This window comes from Actinoplanes sp. SE50/110 (assembly GCF_900119315.1).
Taxonomy (GTDB): domain Bacteria; phylum Actinomycetota; class Actinomycetes; order Mycobacteriales; family Micromonosporaceae; genus Actinoplanes.
Window position 1 is genome coordinate 6,928,696 of record NZ_LT827010.1, and the last position, 17,717, is coordinate 6,946,412.

Below are 17,717 nucleotides of genomic sequence, written 5' to 3' on the forward strand. Positions count from 1 at the left end.
GGAGGCGAAGCTCGTGAGCACCATCGCCTGCGATCCGCTCGGCACCGACCGGGTGCCTGTCGGGCCTGGCATGTCGATGTTCGATCCCCTGTTCATCGGCATCGACGAGTTTGGCGAGCACGTCACGCTCGACATCGTCTACCACAACCTGCTTACCGCTGGTGAGCCCGGCGGCGGCAAGTCCGGCCTGCTCAACCTCGTCGCGGCGACCGCCGCACTCAGCGACAACACCCGCCTGATCGGCATGGACGGCAAATGGGTCGAACTCGGCCCCTGGGAACCGATCATGGACGCCTTCATCGGCGACGACATCGACCTGGCCATCAAGACCGTGCGTCGCCTGCTCACCGTCGCCCGCAACCGCTACCGCTGGCTGCTCGCCAACCGCCGCCGCAAAATCACACGGGAGGACAACCTCTCCACGATCATCACCATCATCGACGAGATCGCGATGTTCTCGACCGTGCTAGGCACCAAGGCCCAACAGGAAGAGTTCTCGACCCTGCTCCGGGGCCTGGTCGCTCTGGGCCGCGCCTGCGCCATGCCCGTCGTCGGCGCCACCCAGCGCCCCTCCTGGGACATCATCCCCGCCAGCCTGCGGGACCTGTTCGGCTACCGCTGCGCCTTCCGGTGCACCACCGTCGGCTCCTCCGACGTCATCCTCGGCTCCGGCCTCGCAGAGGTCGGCTTCGACGCCTCCACCATCAGCCCCGACAACCCCGGCGAAGCCCTGCTGCGCGCCGAGAAGAAGCTCCCGTACCCGATCAAGGCGGCCTGGCTGTCCGACGACGACATCTACGCCATCGCCGACTATGCCGCCTGGCTACGCCGCCCTACCAATCCCGCCACCACGACCTCCTACACCGGGCGCACCCAATGGGAGATGGCGGCATGACCGAAACCCGCGCTCAGGCCATCACCGGCGTAATCGCTGGAACCGCCACCACGACCGCCTACCTCGCCGGCCTTCTCGTCGGCCACCTCACCCGGCACCAGGCACCGGTCGGTGTCCTCGCCCTGGCGATCACCGCCGCCCATGTGCGCAAGCACCATCCTCGCCGCTGGACGGCACCGGGGACCACAACCGCATAACGGAAGCGGTCGACAGAACCCCCACAGCCTGCAAGCAAGCGGGTTCTGCCGACCTCCACCAACAGCCTCGAAAGGACGTGGCTGCCATGAAGCCTACCCATCAACCGGCCAACACACCCGTTACCGACCCGACGATGACCCCGGCCGCGCTGCTGCGCGCCGCCGCCCTCTACCTCCAGCAGCACGGCTGGACCCAGCACCAGTTTTACGACCTGGTCGCCATCACCGACGGGCAGTTTCCGCCCGCCTGCGCCTCCGGCGCGATCATGACCGCCGCCACCGGCCGCTGCCTGGCCTCCGGCGTGTGCACCCTCGACGGCGACCCCGACACCATCGCCGCCATCCGCGCCCTGCGCGTCTTCGCCGCCTGGCTCGACCTGGAATACACCCCGACCGGCTTCTACGAGACCAGCGCCATCGACGTCGTCGGCGACTGGAACGACTACGAGGGCCGCACCCGCGACGAGGTCATCGAGACCCTCACCGACGCCGCTGACGACTGGGATCGTCTGCACCACACCGGGGGTGCCCGGTGAGCCTGTCGTACGTCAACCCTGCCTTGACACCTACCGCCCCGGCCGGTGACAGCCGGCCTTCGAAGCCGCGCCGCCGCGACGTCGTCGAGAACGACGAATACGCCGCCTTCGTCCGGCGCATCATCCGCGCCTTCGCCAAACGCGTCGCCACCGGCGACGTCGAAGCCCTGCGCGACATGGTCGGACTCTCCGCCCAGCTCGACGACGCCATCAGCGAGGCCGTCATCGGCCTGCGCGCCTACGGCTATTCCTGGGCCGAAATCGGCGACCGGCTCGGCATCTCCCGCCAAGCCGCCCAGCAACGCTGGGGAGGCGATAAATGACCACCTCCGCCCTGACCAACGACTACCTCGAAGCCCTCGGCGCCCGCACCGGCATCCGCGTCGAGTTCTACGACCCCACCGGCAGCCGCTACGGCTTCCCCACCTTCCCCTACCGGCAGGCGCCCGAGCACCTGGCCACCCGACGCCAGCTGCGCGCCGACGGCCTCTGCCCCAACGGCTACGACCCCGTCGCCCAGATCCTGTGGATGCACCGCGGACAACGCCGCGTCGCCTACCTCTACCGGCGCGACCTCGCCAAGCCGAAACGTGTTCCCACCGCGGCGCAGCTCGCGGTCGTCGCCAAGATGCTGCTCGCCCGCCGCACCTGCGACTCCTGCGGCGTCACCCGTGACTACTACATCCCGCGCCGCACCGGTATCTGCCTGAGCTGCGAAGTAGGAGGCAGCCGATGACCACGGACCCTGAAAACAACAGCCCCGCTACGACACGGTGCCAGTGCGGCGACCACTACTGCGCAGAAGTCATGCCGAAAGACCAGGATCGTTCGCAGTGCTGCCAGTACTGCGGCTACCGCGACTGTGACGTCTGCGGCTGGACCGACCAGGCGCTCCGGTCACCGGAGGTCTCACGATGAGCCTCATCGACCTGGGCAAGCACCTGGCCACCGACAACTGCCTGTGGTGCATCGGCGGCATGAGCCCCGCCGGTATCCACCCGGACCTCGGCCCGGTCCTGTGCCTCTGCCCGACCGAGCAGTGGTGCGACGAATGCGGCAGCACGTCGCTGTTCCCCGCCGAATACGAAACCCTCGACGACCGCATCAACGAACTGTTCGACGACGGCCTGTCCGCCGTCTGGTGCGAAGCCTGCATGGGCGTCGTCGCGGTCATCCCCGTCACCAACGACGGAGGCATCCGATGAACCCTCTCCGCAGGAAGGCGGCCCAACAGCCGACCACCGGCCCGGCCGCCCCCGCGAGCGTCAACCTCACCGAACAGTTCGCCATCGAGTACGCCAAGAGCGCCGTCCCGAACATGCTCAAGGCCATCGACAGCGTCAAACGCTACAACCGAGCCACCCTCATCGGCGCACTGATCACCAGCTACCTCCACCAGGCCCACTACCTGGCCAGCACCGGCGCGGGCTACTTCGCCTACCTACCCCCGGCGATCTTCGACACCGCCATGGTCTCGATGCTGATCGTCGTCCGCACCCCCGGCATCGTCAAAGACGCCAAACGCTGGGCCATGGCCGTCTTCATCGGCGCAGCCCTGCTCTCGGCCACCGTCAACTTCGCCGCCCCGGCGACCTCGGCATGCGCATCGTCTTCGCCCTGGTCGTCGTCGTGGTCATCGGCGTCGAACTCGTCGCCGGACGCATCCGCCCCGACTTCACCGCCATCGACAAACAAGCCACCGAACTCATGACCGCCGTCAACAAGATCAAAGCCCGCGGTACGGCGACCACTCCGGAACCGGAGCACACCACCACCGGCCCGACCGCTCCGGTCGAACAGCCGGCCACCCCACAGACCGCGCCGGTCGTCCCGGCTCACCTGCTGCCCGCCGCCCGGTTCTCGGTCGTCCAGCACGAGCAGACCACCGGCCAGCCCATCACCGCCGACGACCTCGCCCTGCGACTCAACATCACCCCGGCCGTCGCCGAAACCCTGATCACCACCATCCGGGACACCAACCCGGCACGCATCAACGGGCACATCCCGACCCTGACCGGCGGCGCCCGATGACCTTCGTCCACGTCGACATCCACCACATCACCCACACCTGCCCAGCCAACCCTGAGCTGCACCCGTTCGACACCCGCCGCACCATCGTCGCCACCGTCGACGGCGGCCCCTGCCGCAACCCCATCTCCATCCGCTGCGGCGACAAGACCGCCGTTATCGACTGCGGCCGTCACGAACCCCACCATCGGCAATGCCCGGCCTGCCGCATCACCGTCATCGAACGGCACATCACCAGCACCTTCGTCGGCCACCACGGCCCGCAGCTCGCCACCACCAGGATCGCTGCCTGACATGAGCACGTCGACGCTGGACCTCGCACCCCGGGAGAACTCTGCCCGGGGTGCGGGCTCGAACGCCGACGCCTGGACACCCCCACCCGCCGACTACACCGCAGCCGGCCAAGCCCTCACCCGCGCCACCCAACCCGGCTACTTCGACTGGCTCGACCACGTCCGCGCCGCCGCCGGGTGCACCCGCCCGGTCCGGCTCACCGGCACCCTCGACACCATCGAAGCCACCACCGGGCGCCTGCTCGACTCCCGGCACACCGACCAACTTCCCGATGCCGCTATCTACAAGGCCTGCGGTAACCGGCGCTCCACCGTGTGCCCCGCCTGCGCCCGCACCTACCAGCGCGACGCGTTCCAGATCCTGCGCGCCGGGCTCATCGGCGGCAAAGGCGTCCCCACCACGGTCGCCCGGCACCCCGCCGTGTTCGTCACCCTCACCGCCCCCTCCTTCGGCGCGGTCCACACCCGCCACGTCCGCAAACACACCTGCACGAATCGCGCCCGCTGTAGCTGCCGCCCCGAACCCTGCCACGCCCGCCGCAACCCCGGCCTCTGCCAGCACTACCAACCCGCCGTCTGCTGGGCACGCCACGAACCCGGCGACCCCCAGCTCGGCCGTCCCCTCTGCCTGGACTGCTACGACCACCAGCACCACGTCGTCTGGAACCTGTTCTCCGGCGAACTCTGGCACCGCACCAAACAGGACGCCGAACGCCGCCTCGCCAAACTCTGCAAAGCCCGCGGCATCCCGTTCCACGAGGTCAGCAACGGCAAAAACCTGCGCCGGATCCCACCGGTCCGCCTCGCCCACGGCAAAGCCGCCGAGATGCAACGCCGCGGCGCGGTCCACTTCCACGCCCTGATCCGGCTCGACGGCATCGACCCCACCGACCCCACCCGCGTCGTCGCCCCACCACCCGGCATCGGCCTCAACGACCTGGTCGACGCACTCACCGCCGCCAGCGACATCGACTTCACCACCCCAGACCACCCTGACCGGCCGGACGGCTGGCCGATGGCCTGGGGCGAACAGATCGACATCCGCCCGATCAGCCTCACCGGCACCGGCGAAGTCACCGACAGCATGGTCGCCGGATACCTCGCCAAGTACGCCACCAAAAGCACCGAGATCACCGGCCACAATTCGACGCGCATCACCGGCGACACCATCACGCAGCACGCCGATCCCGCCGGAGACCACATCGCCCGGCTCATCCACGCCTGCTGGCATCTCGGCAACGACCCCGACGCCCCAGCTGGCAAAACGGCGATCCGACTCCCCGTCTACACCGGCACCGCCGGTGCCAAAATCCGGCAGCCCTTTGGAGCGCCCCGCCACTGTCCGGACTGCGGTACCCGCACCCGCTACCGGACCTGCCCTGTATGCGTCGCCGAACGTCAAGCCAGCCTTGACACCCAACGGCCCAACGACCGCCAGCCCACCCCATACGCCCGGCTCCGCCGCTGGGCGCACATGCTCGGCTTCGGCGGCCACTTCCTCACCAAAGCCCGCCGGTACTCGGTCACCTTCCGCCTGCTCCGCGAGACTCGCATCGACTTCCGCCGGGCTGAGCCCGATCCGGCCGACAACGCCACCGTGCACACCGTCGACCACCTCGACGAAACCACGCTTATCGTCGGCACCCTGACCTTCGCCGGAGTCGGCTGGCACACCACCGGCGACGCACTCCTCGCCAACACCGCTGCGGCTCAGGCCCGCGAGCGACAAGCCATCGGCCGAGAGGAACTCGCGCACGAAGCGAGCACGTCCCGGCCTGTCGCCTTGAACGCCGCCTGATCGAAGCCGCAAAAGGAGGAGTCACCCGTTGGACGGCATCACCCCGAAGGCGCTCTACCGCATCCCGGAAGCCATGCGGATGCTGAGCTTGAGCCGTTCCGTCATCTATGAACTGATCCGCTCGGGGCGGTTGCGCACCGTCAAGGAGGGTCGCACCCGGCTGGTCCCGGCCAGCGCCATCACCGCCTACGTCACCCTGCTCGAACAGGAAAGCAAGAAAGGAGTCGCCGCATGACCAAACGCCGCAGCCGTGGAGACGGCGGGCTGCACTGGGACGAACAGCGCCAGCGCTGGATCGCCTCGGTCACCGTCGGATACACCCCGGCCGGTAAACGCATCGTCCGTAAGGCAAGCGGCAAGACCAAGACCGAGGCCAACAATGCACTCCGTCAGAAGATCCGTGAGTACCAGGACGGGCTGTCGATCCCCACGACCGGCTACACGGTCGCCGACGCCGTCACGGACTGGCTCACCTACGGACTTCCCGACGTCGACGAGGAAACGGTCAACAACTACACGCTGCTGGCCAACGGTCACATCATCCCGGCGATCGGTGCACGCAAGCTCCGTGACCCCAGCAAACAGAAGGAACTCAGCGCCACCGACATTGACAGGTGGCTGGCCGACAAAGCCAAGATTCTCAGCACCCGCACGCTGCGACTGCTGCACTCGATCGCGAATCGCGCCATCAACCGAGCGATGGCCCGCGACAAGGTCATGCGCAACGTCGTCGCACTCTGCAAGGTACCGACCGGCACCGCCGGACGACCCTCCAAGTCACTCACCTACGAGCAGGCCAAAGCGCTCCTCGTCGCTGCCGAGTCGAGCAGCCTGCACGCGTATGTAGTTTTGTCGCTGCTGACCGGTGCTCGTACCGAGGAACTGCGAGAACTCACCTGGCAGCACGTCGACCTGGTCGGACGTCCGGACGCCGAGCCACCGATTCCGCCGGCCATCCACGTATGGCATTCGGTGCGCGCCCACGGTGACACCAAGACCAAGAAGTCACGGCGTTCACTCGCCCTGCCGGTTCGCTGTGTCCGGGTCCTCACCGCGCAACGCGCGGCGCACGGAGATCCACGACCGGATGACTACGTCTGCGCCAGCAAGGTCGGCACCCAGCTCGACCGGCACAACGTGCTGCGAGCCTTCCGCGCGATCGTCGCGGCTGTCCCCGGAATGAATCCGGCTGAATGGACGCCCCGCGAATTACGGCACAGTTTCGTTTCGCTGCTGTCCGACAATGGGATGAGCATCGAGGAAATCGCCGACCTGTGTGGTCATTCCGGCACCTCGATCACCGAGACCGTTTACCGCCACCAACTGCGCCCGGTTCTGCTGAACGGCGCGGTGGCCATGGACCGGATCTTCGGTCCGGATGACACTCCTGGGGCTTAGTCACCCAGTTAGTTACCCAGACATGCAGAGAGGGCATATCCTTCGATGAGATATGCCCTCTGACCTGCGTCGGGCTGACAGGATTTGAACCTGCGACCCCTTGACCCCCAGTCAAGTGCGCTACCAAGCTGCGCTACAGCCCGATCCCGCCCCGAACCCCAGCCCGGCGCGACATCTCCTAAAGCTTACCAACCTCACCCATGAGCTTTCCCCCGCCCCCCCGGCCCCGTCTTCTTGCGGGGTTTCACGGACAGCTCGATCGGCGTCCCCTCGAAGCCGAACTCCTCTCGGAGCTTGCGTTCGATGAAGCGCAGGTAGCCCGCGTCGAACGGGCCGGTGGTGAACAGGACGAAGCGCGGCGGGGCCACGCCTGCCTGGGTCGCGAAGAGCGCGCGGGGGGCGCGGCCGCCGCGGACCGGGTGGGGGGTGGCCTGCGTGAGGGCGGTGAGCCACTGGTTGAGCGCCCCGGTCGGGATGCGCTGCTCCCACGAGGCCAGGGCACGGCGTACCGCTGGGGCGATCTTGTCGACGGCCCGGCCGGTCTTGGCGGAGATGTTGACGCGGACTGCCCAGGTCACCCGTTTGAGGTCGCGGTCGATCTCCTTGTCCAGGTAGAACCGGCGGTCGGCGTCGACCAGGTCCCACTTGTTGAAGGCGATGACCAGGGCCCGGCCGGCTTCGATCACCTGGGTGATGACGCGCTGGTCCTGTTCGCTGATGACCTCGCCGGAGTCGAGCAGCACCACGGCGACCTCGGCGGCCTCGACGGCGCCGGCGGTGCGCAGTGAGGCGTAGTACTCCGTGCCGGAGGCCTGGTGGACGCGCTTGCGCAGGCCGGCCGTGTCGACCAGCTGCCAGATTTCGCCGTCCATCTGGACCAGGCTGTCGACCGGGTCGACGGTGGTGCCGGCGACCGAGTCGACGACCGCGCGTTCCTCGTTGGCGAGGCGGTTGAGCAGGCTGGACTTGCCGACGTTGGGGCGGCCGACGAGGGCGATCCGGCGGGGGCCGCGCGGGGCGCCCTCGATCACGGCGGGGGTGGGCGGGAGCGCGTCGAGGATGTCGTCGAGCAGGTCGCCGGAGCCACGGCCGTGCAGGGCCGAGATGGGGTGGGGTTCGCCGAGGCCGAGGGACCACAGCGAGACCGCCTCGAGTTCGAGGTTCTGGTTGTCGGCCTTGTTGGCGACCAGGATGACCGGTTTGTGGCTGCGGCGCAGCATCTTGACGGCGGCCTCGTCGACGTCGGTGGCGCCGACCGTCACGTCGACCACGAAGATCACCACGTCGGCGGTCTGGACGGCGATCTCGGCCTGGGCGGCGATGGCGGCGGCCCGGTCCTTGGCGTCGGGTTCCCAGCCGCCGGTGTCGACGACGGTGAATCGGCGGCCGGTCCAGGACGCGTCGTAGGGCACCCGGTCGCGGGTGACGCCGGGCACGTCCTCGACGACCGCCTGGCGGCGGCCGATGATCCGGTTGACCAGCGTCGACTTGCCGACGTTGGGACGGCCGACGACGGCGACCACCGGCACCGGGCCGGAGAAGGAGTCGGAGGTGTCCTCCCCCGCGGGGGAGGGGAAGTCGAGGCCACCCTCGAAATCGTTGATGTCGAGGTCGGCGGGAAATTCAGTCACTTACTTACCTTGCTGTTCAGCAGAGTCAAAAGGTGCTGGACGACCTCGTCGATGCCCATTCCGGTGGTGTCCACCTCGATGGCGTCGGAGGCCTGGCGCAGCGGGTCGGTGGCGCGGCTGGAGTCCAGCGTGTCGCGGCGGGTCAGGTCCGCCTCGGTGGCCGCCACATCGGTGGCGTCCTCGGCGCTGCGCCGCTGGGCGCGGGCGGCGGACGAGGCGGTCAGATATACCTTGAGGTCGGCGCCGGGTGCGACGACGGAGGCGATGTCGCGGCCCTCGACGACGATCCGCGGCTGGCCCGCGATGATCGCCTGCTGCAGCGCGACCAGGTGTTTACGCACGGCCGGGACCGCGGCGACGGCGGAGACCGCGGCGGTCACCTCGGGGCCGCGGATCGGTGCGTCGACGTTCGTCCCGTTGGCGGCGAAGTGCGGTGCCTGCGGGTCGGTGCCGATCGACAGTTCGGTCTCCAGGGCGATCTTGGTGATCGACTCCGGGTCGGTCAGGTCCGCGCCCGCCTGCAGCACCGCCCAGGTCACCGCCCGGTACATCGCGCCGGTGTCCAGGTAGACGCCGTCGACCGCGGAGGCCAGGCGCCGGGAGACGGTGGACTTGCCCGAGCCGGACGGGCCGTCGACTGCCACGACGCACCTCGCCGGCCGTACCTCTAGCGCCACCGCTCCTCCTCGTCCCCGCCGCAACAACCCTCCCATTGTGCCCGCCGCCGAAGCCTCCGGCGAACCTGGGTGTCGCTCCCCACGCCCGCAACCCGTTCCGGCGCCGGGGTCACTGGCAGCGACAACGCCTGCCGCACGGCGTACGCCGAATAATCGCGAAGCGAAGAGCGCGCCGGTGGCGCACAAAATCCCGCACCACTCGCGGCCGTGGCCGGTCCTTGACGATTGCGGTGTACGTCGACAGCAGACCGCCGATTGCCCGACGGGCCGTGCCGCATACCGGCGCATCCCCCCGAATGGTACGAGCACTCCCGGCCCTACCGATTCCGGTCGGCCGTGCCGATCGGGCCGATACCGTCCGTACCTTCGCAGCCCGGATCATAGCGCTGATCTCCCTGGTCACAGCGACCATCGGGATAACCCGGTAGGGACAGCTCCACCCTGATTTCTCGGGTCTACCCCAATGTGCCGGGCCGGCCACGCGCCTACCGTCTGTCGCATGCGGACACTTCGGCGAACCATCGCAACGGTCCTGCTGGCGGCGGTGGCAGCGGCGGGCTTCGGCACGCCCGCTGCCGCCGGGCCGTCGCCGGTCGCGCGGGGCAGGCTGGTCGCGGCCCATCCCGTCACGACGTACCAGTCCCGGGATCAGGTCGCGGCCTTCCTCGCGGCCAACCACTTCGACGCCACCATTGCGCGGTACGGGGTGAGCCTGCACCAGCTCATCTACCGCACGGTCGATCCGAACGGCCGGCCCACCACCGCGAGCGGGCTGCTCGTGCTCCCGCTCGACGGCTCGTCGCACCTGCGCACGGTGTCGTTCGGGCACGGCACGTCGGTGTATCGCGGGGATGCCCCGTCACTGGGCACCGACCCGTTCCTGACCGGGCCGGCGATCTCGTTCGCGTCGGCCGGCTTCGCCGCGGTCGCGCCCGACTATCTGGGGCTCGGCGCCGGCACCGGCCCGCACCCGTGGATGGACGTGCCGACCGAGACGAGCGCGTCGCTCGACCTGCTCCGGGCGGCCCGCACGTTCACCGCCGGGCAGGGCCGTGAGCTGGACCGGGAGGTGTACGCGTCGGGCTTCTCGCAGGGCGCGTCGGCCGCGCTCGGGCTGGCCCGGGCGCTGCGGTCCGGGGCCGACCCGTGGTTCCGGGCGGCCGCGATCGCGCCGATCAGCGGTGGGTACGCGTTGCGCCGGGTGGAGATCCCGGCGGCGCTGGACCCGGCGTCCGGGGTGGTGCCGCGGCTGGCGGCGGCCTACCTGGCGTACCTGCTGACCTCGTACGACCGGTGGCACGACATCTATCCGGATCCGGCCGTGGTGTTCACCGCGGACTACGTCAGTATCGGCGACCTGTTCGACGCCGGCCATCCCGGTGCGCAGGTGCTCGCCGGGGTGCCCGAGTCGCCCGCCCTGCTGCTCACCCCGGCCGGCCGTGACCTGCTGTCGCACCCGCGAGGCCGGTTCGCGGCGGCGCTGCGCGAGGCGGACAGCGTCTGCGAGTGGACGCCCGGGGTGCCGGTCCGGCTGTACTTCAGCCCCGGCGACGAGCAGGCGGTCACCGGCAACACGACGGCCTGCCGGGGGTCGTTCGCCGCGCACGGCGTCCGGGTCCCGGTGGTCGACGCCGGGGTGGACACCTCGTACGACGGCATGGTCCACGAGGGATCCGAGCTCCTCGCGGTGCCGATGATCACCCGCTGGTTCGCCGGACTGGCCGGGATGTCCCTCTGACGGATCAGTCCGGATCGGTGGGCGGCGGCGATGACCCGAACCGGCCCGCGCCCACCGTGGGGCCCTACCTCGCCGCGGCTCGCGCTACCCGGGACCGCTCCACTGCCTGGCACGCACCGGCCGGTGCTCGCCCCCGCCCTGGCCCAGCTGCTGCACGCCCGCCGGCTCGGCCCCGGGACGGGAGTTGCCACCGCGCTGGAGGATCGGCGACCGCACCCGAGCGAGGGGGCGGTGGCCACCGTCAGGTCACACCGCATGACGACCTGGCCCGTCGCCTGCACGGCGGGTGGGGCCCGGGTCATGGGACGGCTACCAGGTGCCGACCGGATCGCCAGGGCGGCGGCCGGTCAGTCGCGGCGCCAGGCGCGGATCAGCGAGGCGAGACGATCGGCGGCCTTCGGGTCGCGGCTGAAGAGTGCGGCGGTGAGCAGGGTCAGCAGGCCGGCGCCGCCGGTGGCGACGGCCCACTCGGGAAGGATGCCGCTGGTCAAGAGGGCGCCGCCGCCGAGGGCCGCGGTGGTCTCGGTGATCCAGCGGGGGTCGGTGCGGCGGGCGACGGTGAACAGGCGCCGGGATCGGATCCGGAGGCCGGGCCGGTCGGCGGTGATCAGATGCCGGCAGGCCAGGTCGGTCAGCTCCGTCACGATCGCGGGGGCCCGCAGGTGCCGGGCGAGTGGCACATGGAACGTCAGGGTGTCGAGGGACACCGCCCGCTGCCGGGATGGTGGCAGCGGCTGGACGGTCCGCAGGTTGTGCAACCGATCAGCGGCAGTGATCAGCATCAGGTCACGGCGGGCCGAAATTCGGTCACGGCCAGCCGAAATTCGGTCACGGTTGGCCGAAATTCGGTCACGGCCGGCCGGAAGCAGGTCACGGCCGGCCGGAAGCAGGTCACGACCTGGTGCAACCGGGGCGCGACGCAGCGGAACCGGGTTCCGGCGGGGAGGGGGCGTTGTGGGCGGGGACAGGTCGAGGTCGCGGACGACTCGGGCGGCGACGTCGTCGACCAGGTCGGCGATGGTGGTACCGAACTCGTGGCGCACGGTCGACGGGCGGATGCGGGCGTCGTCGATGACGTCGTGCAGCAGGGCGGCGCACACCGCCGGGGTTGAGCCGCCGTGTTCCGCGACGATCGCCGCGACCGCGACCGGGTGGGTGATCAGCCGGTCGCCGGTGCGGCGGCGTTGCCCGCGGTGGGCACGGTCGGCGAATCGGTAGGCGTCCCAGACCAGGGGGATGTCCCCGTTATGATGATCGTCACTGACGATACGGATCAGGTCACTTACAGTAGCGCCCATGTCACGAGTGTAAGGGGCGCTCCACACGGGTCGGATCGCCGCGGACCAGGTCGTCGTGCAGACGCCAGCGGGAGGTGACCGCCTGCCGGGCGGCGGCCTCGTCGAGCCGGCGGAGGCGGTCGCGGAGCAGGCGCAGCGCGGCGGCACGGTTCAGGGAGAGCCGGCGTTCCGTGTCGACGACCACGACCAGGCCGGACGGGCGGTGGGTGGCGCGGACGGCGGTGCTGGCCTTGTTGCGGTGCTGGCCGCCCGGTCCGCCGGTGCGGACCGGGACGATGTCCACGTCGGATTCCCGGAAGGCGGTGTGTGGTGTGTCGAGGTCGCCGGGCTGGGCGGTGACATACCAGTTCTTGCGGCCGGGGCCGGTGCGGTAGGGGCTCGGCGCCTGCCAGCACAGGGTGCCGGTCCAGGAGGCGGCGAACGCGCGGACCGCGTCGGCCGGGCCGCAGACGCGCACCAGCAGGGAACGGTACGTCGCGGGGTGCTCGCCGGGCATCGATGCGAGGCGCGCGGTGGCGAGCCGATGGCGACGCGCGTCCGCCTCCAGGCGGCGGGCCAGCTGGGCGACCGCCCACGAACACTCCTGCGGCCCGCGACCCGCCGACAGCAGCAGCTGAACGCGCGCGACCGCCTCACCACCGGACGCAACGGCCCGACCGCCGCCGGAGGCACCATCCGACCCGAGGGCCCGCCCACCACCGGAAGCACCACCGGACCCGACCGCCCGCCCACCACCGGAAGCGACGACGGACGAACCGGGACCGACAGAAGCACCCTGACCGATCCGTGTCCGGCGGTTCATTTCCGGCCGCCGTGGGCGGTCTTGTAGGTGACCAGGGGAACGGTGCTGGCTATCCGGCTGGCCAGGGCGTGGCCGGTCAGGTCCCCGATCACCTGCTCGATGCGCTTGTAGGCGCTCGGCGCCTCCTCGAACAGCAACTGCCGGTCGGCGCAGACCACGTGGGAGCCCAACGGCGTACGGCGTAATTCTTCGATGGTGTGTTTGACTTTGCCGCGCCGGAGGGCGTCGGCTCGGGACATCTTGCGGCCGGCGCCGTGGGCCACGGAGAAGCCGGCGTCGGCGCCGGCGTGGCCGGCGACCAGAAACGACGGGGTGCCGCGGGTGCCGGCGATCAGGACGTCGCGGCCGTCGCCGTTGGCGGCGCCCTTGCGGTGCAGGTAGAGGCCGTCGCGGATCTCGACGGAGTTGTGACACTCGTCGATGATCGGGGGCTCGACCGGGGCGCCGAGGGCGTCCGCGACCCGGGCGCCCATCACCCGGCGGTTCAGCGAGCCCCAGCGGACGGCGGCGTCGTGGGCGGACAGGTACGCCTCGGGGTCGGCGGCCGGGCCGGCGCCGTGCACCTCGGTGTGGGCGCGCAGGATCCGCTCGCCGAGACCGCGGGAACCACTGTGGACGATCAGCACGAGGTCGCCGCGGGACAGGCCCAGGCGGGTGGCGTGGTCAGCGTCGAAAACGGTGTCGACGCGGGCCAGTTCGACGAAATGGTTGCCACGACCGACCGTGCCGAGGCTGTCGGTGAGGGCGGGGCCGGCCGTGCCGAACGGATCGGGGATCTCAATAACCGGCGGCATGTGGAAAGGGTCGGGCACGTCCAGGTCGGGGAACCGGGCGGCGAGCTTCTCCGGCACGGCGCGTTTGAGCCGGAACGGGAAGACCGCGATGCCGCAGCCGATGTCGGATCCGACCAGCAGCGGGTAGAGGACCGACGACAGCATCGCCGCGCCGATCGGGGCCCCCTTGCCGGGGTGCAGGTCGGGCATGCCGGCCACGTGGCGCATGCCGGGCAGCGCGGCGACCTGGTGGCACTGGTCGAGCGCGCTCGACTCGATCCAGCTGGAGGGTGAAGCGAAAACAGACACACTGGCAGACAAAACTGACGCTCTTTCCCAGGAAGAAGAGGCGAGAAAAGGAAACCGGGGAGATTCGTCAGTACGTCATGCGGGACAGTTTTGCCGACCCCGAGCGCGGCGGCAACCGGATATCCCCTGGCATGATCCACCCATGCCTCTGCTCACCGCGCTGTTGCGGGACACGGACGTTCCCGGCTTCGTCACCACCGTGGACCGGTCGGTCAGCCGGCACGAGCTGCTCGCGATGGCCAACGCCCTGGCGGCCAGGATCGCCGGCCGTCGGATGGTCGCGGTCGAAGCCACTCCGTATCTGTCGACGATCGTCACGGTCACCGCGGCATTGCTGGCCGGCGTGCCGATCGTCCCGATTCCACCGGACGCCGGTGAGCTGGAGCGGGCCCACATCCTCAGCGACTCCGGTGCCGACCTCATCACGTACGACCTGAGCGAAAAATCGGATGAGACGCCGGCGGAACCCGGCCCGAACACCCCCGCCCTCGTCCTCTACACGAGCGGCACCACCGGCGCCCCCAAAGGCGTGGTGATCTCCCGCCGGGCGATCGCCGCCGACCTGGACGCCCTGGCCACCGCCTGGCAGTGGACCGCGGACGACGTCCTCGTCCACGGCCTCCCGCTCTACCACGTCCACGGCCTCGTCCTGGGCGTCCTCGGCCCGCTACGGATCGGCGCGAGACTGCGCCACACCGGGAAACCCACGCCCGAGGCGTACGCCGGCACTCCCGGCACCATGTATTTCGGCGTCCCCACCGTCTGGTCCCGGATCGCCGCCGCCCCGGACCGGGCCCGCGCCCTGGCCAAGGCCCGCCTGCTGGTTTCCGGCAGCGCCCCGCTGCCCGTCCCGGTCTTCGAGGCCCTGCACGAGCTGACCGGCCAGTCCCCGGTCGAGCGTTACGGCATGACCGAAACCCTGATCACGGTCAGCGCCCGGGCCGACGGCGACCGCCGGGCCGGGCAGGTGGGCATCCCGCTGGACGGCGTCCACACCCGCCTGGTCGACGAGACCGGCACCCCGCTGCCCGACGACGGTGTCAGCATCGGCCACCTGCAGGTGTGCGGTCCCACCCTGCTGGACGGCTATCTGCGCGGTGCCGGCGTCCGCCCGGCCGAGCTGGTCGACGGCTGGTTCCCCACCGGTGATGTCGCCACGATCGGCCCGGACGGCTGGCACCGGATCGTCGGCCGCGCCTCCACCGACCTGATCAAGAGTGGCGGCTACCGGATCGGCGCCGGCGAGGTCGAGGACGCGTTGCTGCTGCACCCGGCGGTGCACGAGGCGGCCGTGGTGGGCACGCCGCACCCCGATCTGGGTGAGCAGGTGACCGCGTTCGTGGTCGCCGACCCGGTCGCCCCGGTGGAGCTGATCGCCTGGGTGGCGGAGCGGCTGGCCGCGCACAAACGGCCTCGAACGGTGCACCTGGTGCCGGAGCTGCCCCGCAACGCGATGGGAAAGATCCAGAAAAAACGTCTCAAAACGGATTAGCGTACGGCGTGTGACGTTCACGGTCGACGAGTTCAGCGCATGGAACGACCAGCTTCTCGCCCGCCGCGCGGTGACCCGCCGGTCGCTGTTGCTGACCGCGGTCGCGGCCGGCGTGGGCAGCCAGTTCCGGCTGGCCCGGCAGGCCTTCGCGGCGGCGGGTGGCACCACCGGCGGCGCCGGTGTGGTGGTCTCCGGGCGGCATCTGTCCTTCGTCCCGGGGGCCGGTGACATACCGCTGGACGCGATGGCGGTCACCGCGCAGCTGGTCAGCAGCACCGGATCACTTCCGGCCGCCTTGCGGGCGTACGTCGACGTCGGCGACGCGCCCGGCAACTACGGCACCCGGGTCGAGGCGGCGGTCACCCATCTGGTCGGGCAGTACGCGATCCCGGGCGGGCCGGTCGCCAGCCAGTTCTACGCCAAGGCCCGGATCACCGGGCTGAAGCCGAACACGGTCTACCACTACCGGGTGCGGCTCTCGGACGGGACGGTGACCGGCGACGCCCATTTCACCACCGCGCCGGCCGCCGCCGAGCCGTTCACCTTCACCGCGTTCGCCGACGTCGGCACGAACACCGCGCCCCGGGATCCGGCGCGGGTCTGGCCGGCCGGGATCTTCGACGACAACGCGTACGGGCCGAACGATCCGATTGCCGGGAAGTACGGGACCGACCGGACGCCGGCCGCCACCATCACCCGGTTGATGGACACCCAGCGACCCGCGTTCACGCTGCTGGCCGGGGACATCTGCTACGCCAACACGTCCGGGACCGGGCTGCCGGCCGACGACACCACGGCGCTGACCGGGAAGGCGCCGGCCGGGAGGAACCTGTTCAACCCGAACGTCTGGGACGTGTTCCTGAACCAGATCGAGCCGCAGGCGGCGTACACACCGTGGATGTTCGCCACCGGCAACCACGACATGGAACCGGTGTACGGCAACACCGCCGTTCTCGGTGACAGCCCGACCCACGGGTACGGCGGTCACGTGCAACGCCTGGACTTCCCGGCGACCGGACCGCGGGGCTGCCCGTCGGTGTACCGCTTCGTGTACGGCAACGTCGGGCTGATCTCGCTGGACGCCAACGAGCTGTCCTGGGAGCTGCAGTCGAACACCGGTTACTCCGGCGGCGCGCAGGTGGCCTGGCTCAAGGACACGCTCAAGCGCTGGCGGGCGGCCGGCTCCGGGGTGGACTTCATCGTCGCGTTCTTCCACCACTGCGCGTTCTCCACAGCGCACAACCACGCCTCCGACGGCGGGGTGCGGGCCGCGATCGAGCCGCTGTTCACCCGGTACCGGGTGGATCTGGCCGTGCAGGGACACAACCACCTGTTCGAGCGGACCGACCCGATCAGACACGGCCGGCGGACCAGGGCGGCGCCGGACGGCGCGACGGTGCATCCGGAGAAGGACGGGACGACGTACGTCTGCGTCGGCTCCGGTGGCCGCCCCCGCTATCCGTTCCGTCCGGCGCCGGGTGCCCCGGCACCCGCGCCGCCGGGGGTCGTCCCGAAGGGCGAGCAGAAGCTGCCCGAGGGCCAGCGGTATCGCGGGCACCGGGCCAACGGGCGGGAGAACACGTCGTCCACGGTCGCCAACAGCTACTTCTGGGCCGAGCACAACGGCAAGGCGACCAAGGGCGTCCGGGTGCCCGAGTCGGTGGACTGGTCGCAGGTCCGCTACGACGGGTACGCGTTCATCGCCGTCGACGTGGTGCCGCCCCGGCTCGCCGGCGGACGCACCACGCTCACCGTGCGGACCCTCGCCGACGCGCTGCCCGGCTCCGGCCAGGCGCACACCGAGATCGACCGGATCACCCTGGAGCGGACCGCGGGGTAGCGCGTGCCACCA

The 17,717-nt window shown here is 70.4% G+C and carries 18 protein-coding genes, 1 tRNA gene and 1 pseudogene; 14 read left to right on the forward strand and 6 right to left on the reverse strand.

Annotated features, from left to right (window positions below):
* Positions 1-70 precede the first annotated feature (70 nt).
* The 11 genes and pseudogenes from ACSP50_RS30945 (at position 71) to ACSP50_RS31000 (ending at position 7,145) form a co-directional block, all read left to right on the forward strand.
* The gene (locus ACSP50_RS30945; RefSeq protein WP_052311964.1) at positions 71-895 is read left to right on the forward strand and encodes an FtsK/SpoIIIE domain-containing protein; all 825 of its coding nucleotides are present in this window, start codon (positions 71-73) and stop codon (positions 893-895) included.
* Complete coding sequence (locus tag ACSP50_RS30950; protein ID WP_014693247.1) at positions 892-1,092, forward strand: hypothetical protein; 201 nt, start codon at positions 892-894, stop codon at positions 1,090-1,092. Before ACSP50_RS30945 ends, ACSP50_RS30950 begins: the two co-directional genes overlap by 4 nt.
* A gap of 86 nt (positions 1,093-1,178) precedes the next feature.
* A complete protein-coding gene (locus ACSP50_RS30955; protein ID WP_014693248.1) occupies positions 1,179-1,628 on the forward strand; it encodes a hypothetical protein in 450 nt (149 codons plus the stop codon).
* The gene (locus tag ACSP50_RS30960; protein WP_014693249.1) at positions 1,625-1,951 is read left to right on the forward strand and encodes a hypothetical protein; all 327 of its coding nucleotides are present in this window, start codon (positions 1,625-1,627) and stop codon (positions 1,949-1,951) included. The genes ACSP50_RS30955 and ACSP50_RS30960 overlap by 4 nt, the downstream gene beginning before the upstream one ends.
* Complete coding sequence (locus ACSP50_RS30965) at positions 1,948-2,364, forward strand: RRQRL motif-containing zinc-binding protein (protein ID WP_014693250.1); 417 nt, start codon at positions 1,948-1,950, stop codon at positions 2,362-2,364. The genes ACSP50_RS30960 and ACSP50_RS30965 overlap by 4 nt, the downstream gene beginning before the upstream one ends.
* Positions 2,365-2,542: 178 nt before the next feature.
* Entirely contained in the window at positions 2,543-2,833 is a 291-nt protein-coding gene (locus tag ACSP50_RS30975; protein ID WP_014693252.1) for a hypothetical protein, read from the forward strand.
* A pseudogene (locus ACSP50_RS30980) lies at positions 2,830-3,659 on the forward strand (DUF2637 domain-containing protein). The gene ACSP50_RS30975 and the pseudogene ACSP50_RS30980 overlap by 4 nt, the downstream one beginning before the upstream one ends.
* Positions 3,656-3,949 carry a hypothetical protein gene (locus ACSP50_RS30985; RefSeq protein ID WP_014693255.1) on the forward strand — a complete coding sequence of 98 codons (294 nt, stop codon included), beginning with the start codon at positions 3,656-3,658 and terminating at the stop codon, positions 3,947-3,949. Before ACSP50_RS30980 ends, ACSP50_RS30985 begins: the two are co-directional and overlap by 4 nt.
* A 1-nt stretch (position 3,950) precedes the next feature.
* On the forward strand, positions 3,951-5,747 hold the full coding sequence (locus tag ACSP50_RS30990) for a replication initiator (RefSeq protein ID WP_014693256.1): 1,797 nt from the start codon (positions 3,951-3,953) through the stop codon (positions 5,745-5,747).
* Between the two features lie 73 nt (positions 5,748-5,820).
* Complete coding sequence (locus ACSP50_RS30995) at positions 5,821-5,982, forward strand: helix-turn-helix domain-containing protein (protein ID WP_052311966.1); 162 nt, start codon at positions 5,821-5,823, stop codon at positions 5,980-5,982.
* Positions 5,979-7,145, forward strand: coding sequence for a site-specific integrase (locus tag ACSP50_RS31000; RefSeq protein ID WP_014693258.1), 1,167 nt, complete (start codon positions 5,979-5,981; stop codon positions 7,143-7,145). Before ACSP50_RS30995 ends, ACSP50_RS31000 begins: the two co-directional genes overlap by 4 nt.
* A gap of 69 nt (positions 7,146-7,214) precedes the next feature.
* Here ACSP50_RS31000 and ACSP50_RS31005 read toward each other — a convergent pair.
* The 3 genes from ACSP50_RS31005 to cmk all read right to left on the reverse strand — a co-directional run bounded on the left by ACSP50_RS31005 (position 7,215) and on the right by cmk (position 9,453).
* Positions 7,215-7,288: transfer RNA gene (locus tag ACSP50_RS31005), tRNA-Pro, on the reverse strand.
* 51 nt (positions 7,289-7,339) lie between these two features.
* Positions 7,340-8,776: a ribosome biogenesis GTPase Der gene (der, locus tag ACSP50_RS31010; RefSeq protein WP_014693259.1), complete on the reverse strand. Its 1,437-nt coding sequence runs from the start codon at positions 8,774-8,776 to the stop codon at positions 7,340-7,342.
* The gene (cmk, locus tag ACSP50_RS31015; protein ID WP_014693260.1) at positions 8,773-9,453 is read right to left on the reverse strand and encodes a (d)CMP kinase; all 681 of its coding nucleotides are present in this window, start codon (positions 9,451-9,453) and stop codon (positions 8,773-8,775) included. The genes der and cmk overlap by 4 nt, the downstream gene beginning before the upstream one ends.
* Before the next feature lie 499 nt (positions 9,454-9,952).
* Here cmk and ACSP50_RS31020 point away from each other — a divergent pair, with 499 nt between their 5' ends.
* Positions 9,953-11,191, forward strand: coding sequence for an alpha/beta hydrolase (locus tag ACSP50_RS31020; RefSeq protein ID WP_014693261.1), 1,239 nt, complete (start codon positions 9,953-9,955; stop codon positions 11,189-11,191).
* 347 nt (positions 11,192-11,538) lie between these two features.
* Here ACSP50_RS31020 and ACSP50_RS31025 read toward each other — a convergent pair whose 3' ends face one another.
* The 3 genes from ACSP50_RS31025 to ACSP50_RS31035 all read right to left on the reverse strand — a co-directional run bounded on the left by ACSP50_RS31025 (position 11,539) and on the right by ACSP50_RS31035 (position 14,385).
* Positions 11,539-12,489, reverse strand: coding sequence for an HD domain-containing protein (locus ACSP50_RS31025; protein ID WP_014693262.1), 951 nt, complete (start codon positions 12,487-12,489; stop codon positions 11,539-11,541).
* Position 12,490: 1 nt separating this feature from the next.
* A complete protein-coding gene (locus ACSP50_RS31030; protein ID WP_043515872.1) occupies positions 12,491-13,102 on the reverse strand; it encodes a peptide chain release factor-like protein in 612 nt (203 codons plus the stop codon).
* A 185-nt stretch (positions 13,103-13,287) separates the two neighbouring features.
* On the reverse strand, positions 13,288-14,385 hold the full coding sequence (locus ACSP50_RS31035; protein ID WP_014693264.1) for an RNA ligase RtcB family protein: 1,098 nt from the start codon (positions 14,383-14,385) through the stop codon (positions 13,288-13,290).
* A 130-nt stretch (positions 14,386-14,515) separates the two neighbouring features.
* Here ACSP50_RS31035 and ACSP50_RS31040 point away from each other — a divergent pair, with 130 nt between their 5' ends.
* The gene (locus ACSP50_RS31040; RefSeq protein ID WP_014693265.1) at positions 14,516-15,865 is read left to right on the forward strand and encodes an acyl-CoA synthetase; all 1,350 of its coding nucleotides are present in this window, start codon (positions 14,516-14,518) and stop codon (positions 15,863-15,865) included.
* 10 nt (positions 15,866-15,875) lie between these two features.
* Positions 15,876-17,705, forward strand: coding sequence for a metallophosphoesterase family protein (locus ACSP50_RS31045; protein ID WP_014693266.1), 1,830 nt, complete (start codon positions 15,876-15,878; stop codon positions 17,703-17,705).
* The last annotated feature ends 12 nt before the right edge of the window (positions 17,706-17,717 follow it).

Bases quoted from the DNA above. Each gene is read 5' to 3' on its own strand.
- ACSP50_RS30945 (WP_052311964.1), top strand. From the start codon at position 71: ATGTCGATGTTCGATCCCCTGTTCATCGGCATCGACGAGTTTGGCGAG.
- ACSP50_RS30950 (WP_014693247.1), top strand. From the start codon at position 892: ATGACCGAAACCCGCGCTCAGGCCATCACCGGCGTAATCGCTGGAACC.
- ACSP50_RS30955 (WP_014693248.1), top strand. From the start codon at position 1,179: ATGAAGCCTACCCATCAACCGGCCAACACACCCGTTACCGACCCGACG.
- ACSP50_RS30965 (WP_014693250.1), top strand. From the start codon at position 1,948: ATGACCACCTCCGCCCTGACCAACGACTACCTCGAAGCCCTCGGCGCC.
- ACSP50_RS30975 (WP_014693252.1), top strand. From the start codon at position 2,543: ATGAGCCTCATCGACCTGGGCAAGCACCTGGCCACCGACAACTGCCTG.
- ACSP50_RS30985 (WP_014693255.1), top strand. From the start codon at position 3,656: ATGACCTTCGTCCACGTCGACATCCACCACATCACCCACACCTGCCCA.
- ACSP50_RS30990 (WP_014693256.1), top strand. From the start codon at position 3,951: ATGAGCACGTCGACGCTGGACCTCGCACCCCGGGAGAACTCTGCCCGG.
- ACSP50_RS30995 (WP_052311966.1), top strand. From the start codon at position 5,821: ATGCGGATGCTGAGCTTGAGCCGTTCCGTCATCTATGAACTGATCCGC.
- ACSP50_RS31000 (WP_014693258.1), top strand. From the start codon at position 5,979: ATGACCAAACGCCGCAGCCGTGGAGACGGCGGGCTGCACTGGGACGAA.
- ACSP50_RS31020 (WP_014693261.1), top strand. From the start codon at position 9,953: ATGCGGACACTTCGGCGAACCATCGCAACGGTCCTGCTGGCGGCGGTG.
- ACSP50_RS31025 (WP_014693262.1), bottom strand. From the start codon at position 12,489: ATGGGCGCTACTGTAAGTGACCTGATCCGTATCGTCAGTGACGATCAT.
- ACSP50_RS31040 (WP_014693265.1), top strand. From the start codon at position 14,516: ATGCCTCTGCTCACCGCGCTGTTGCGGGACACGGACGTTCCCGGCTTC.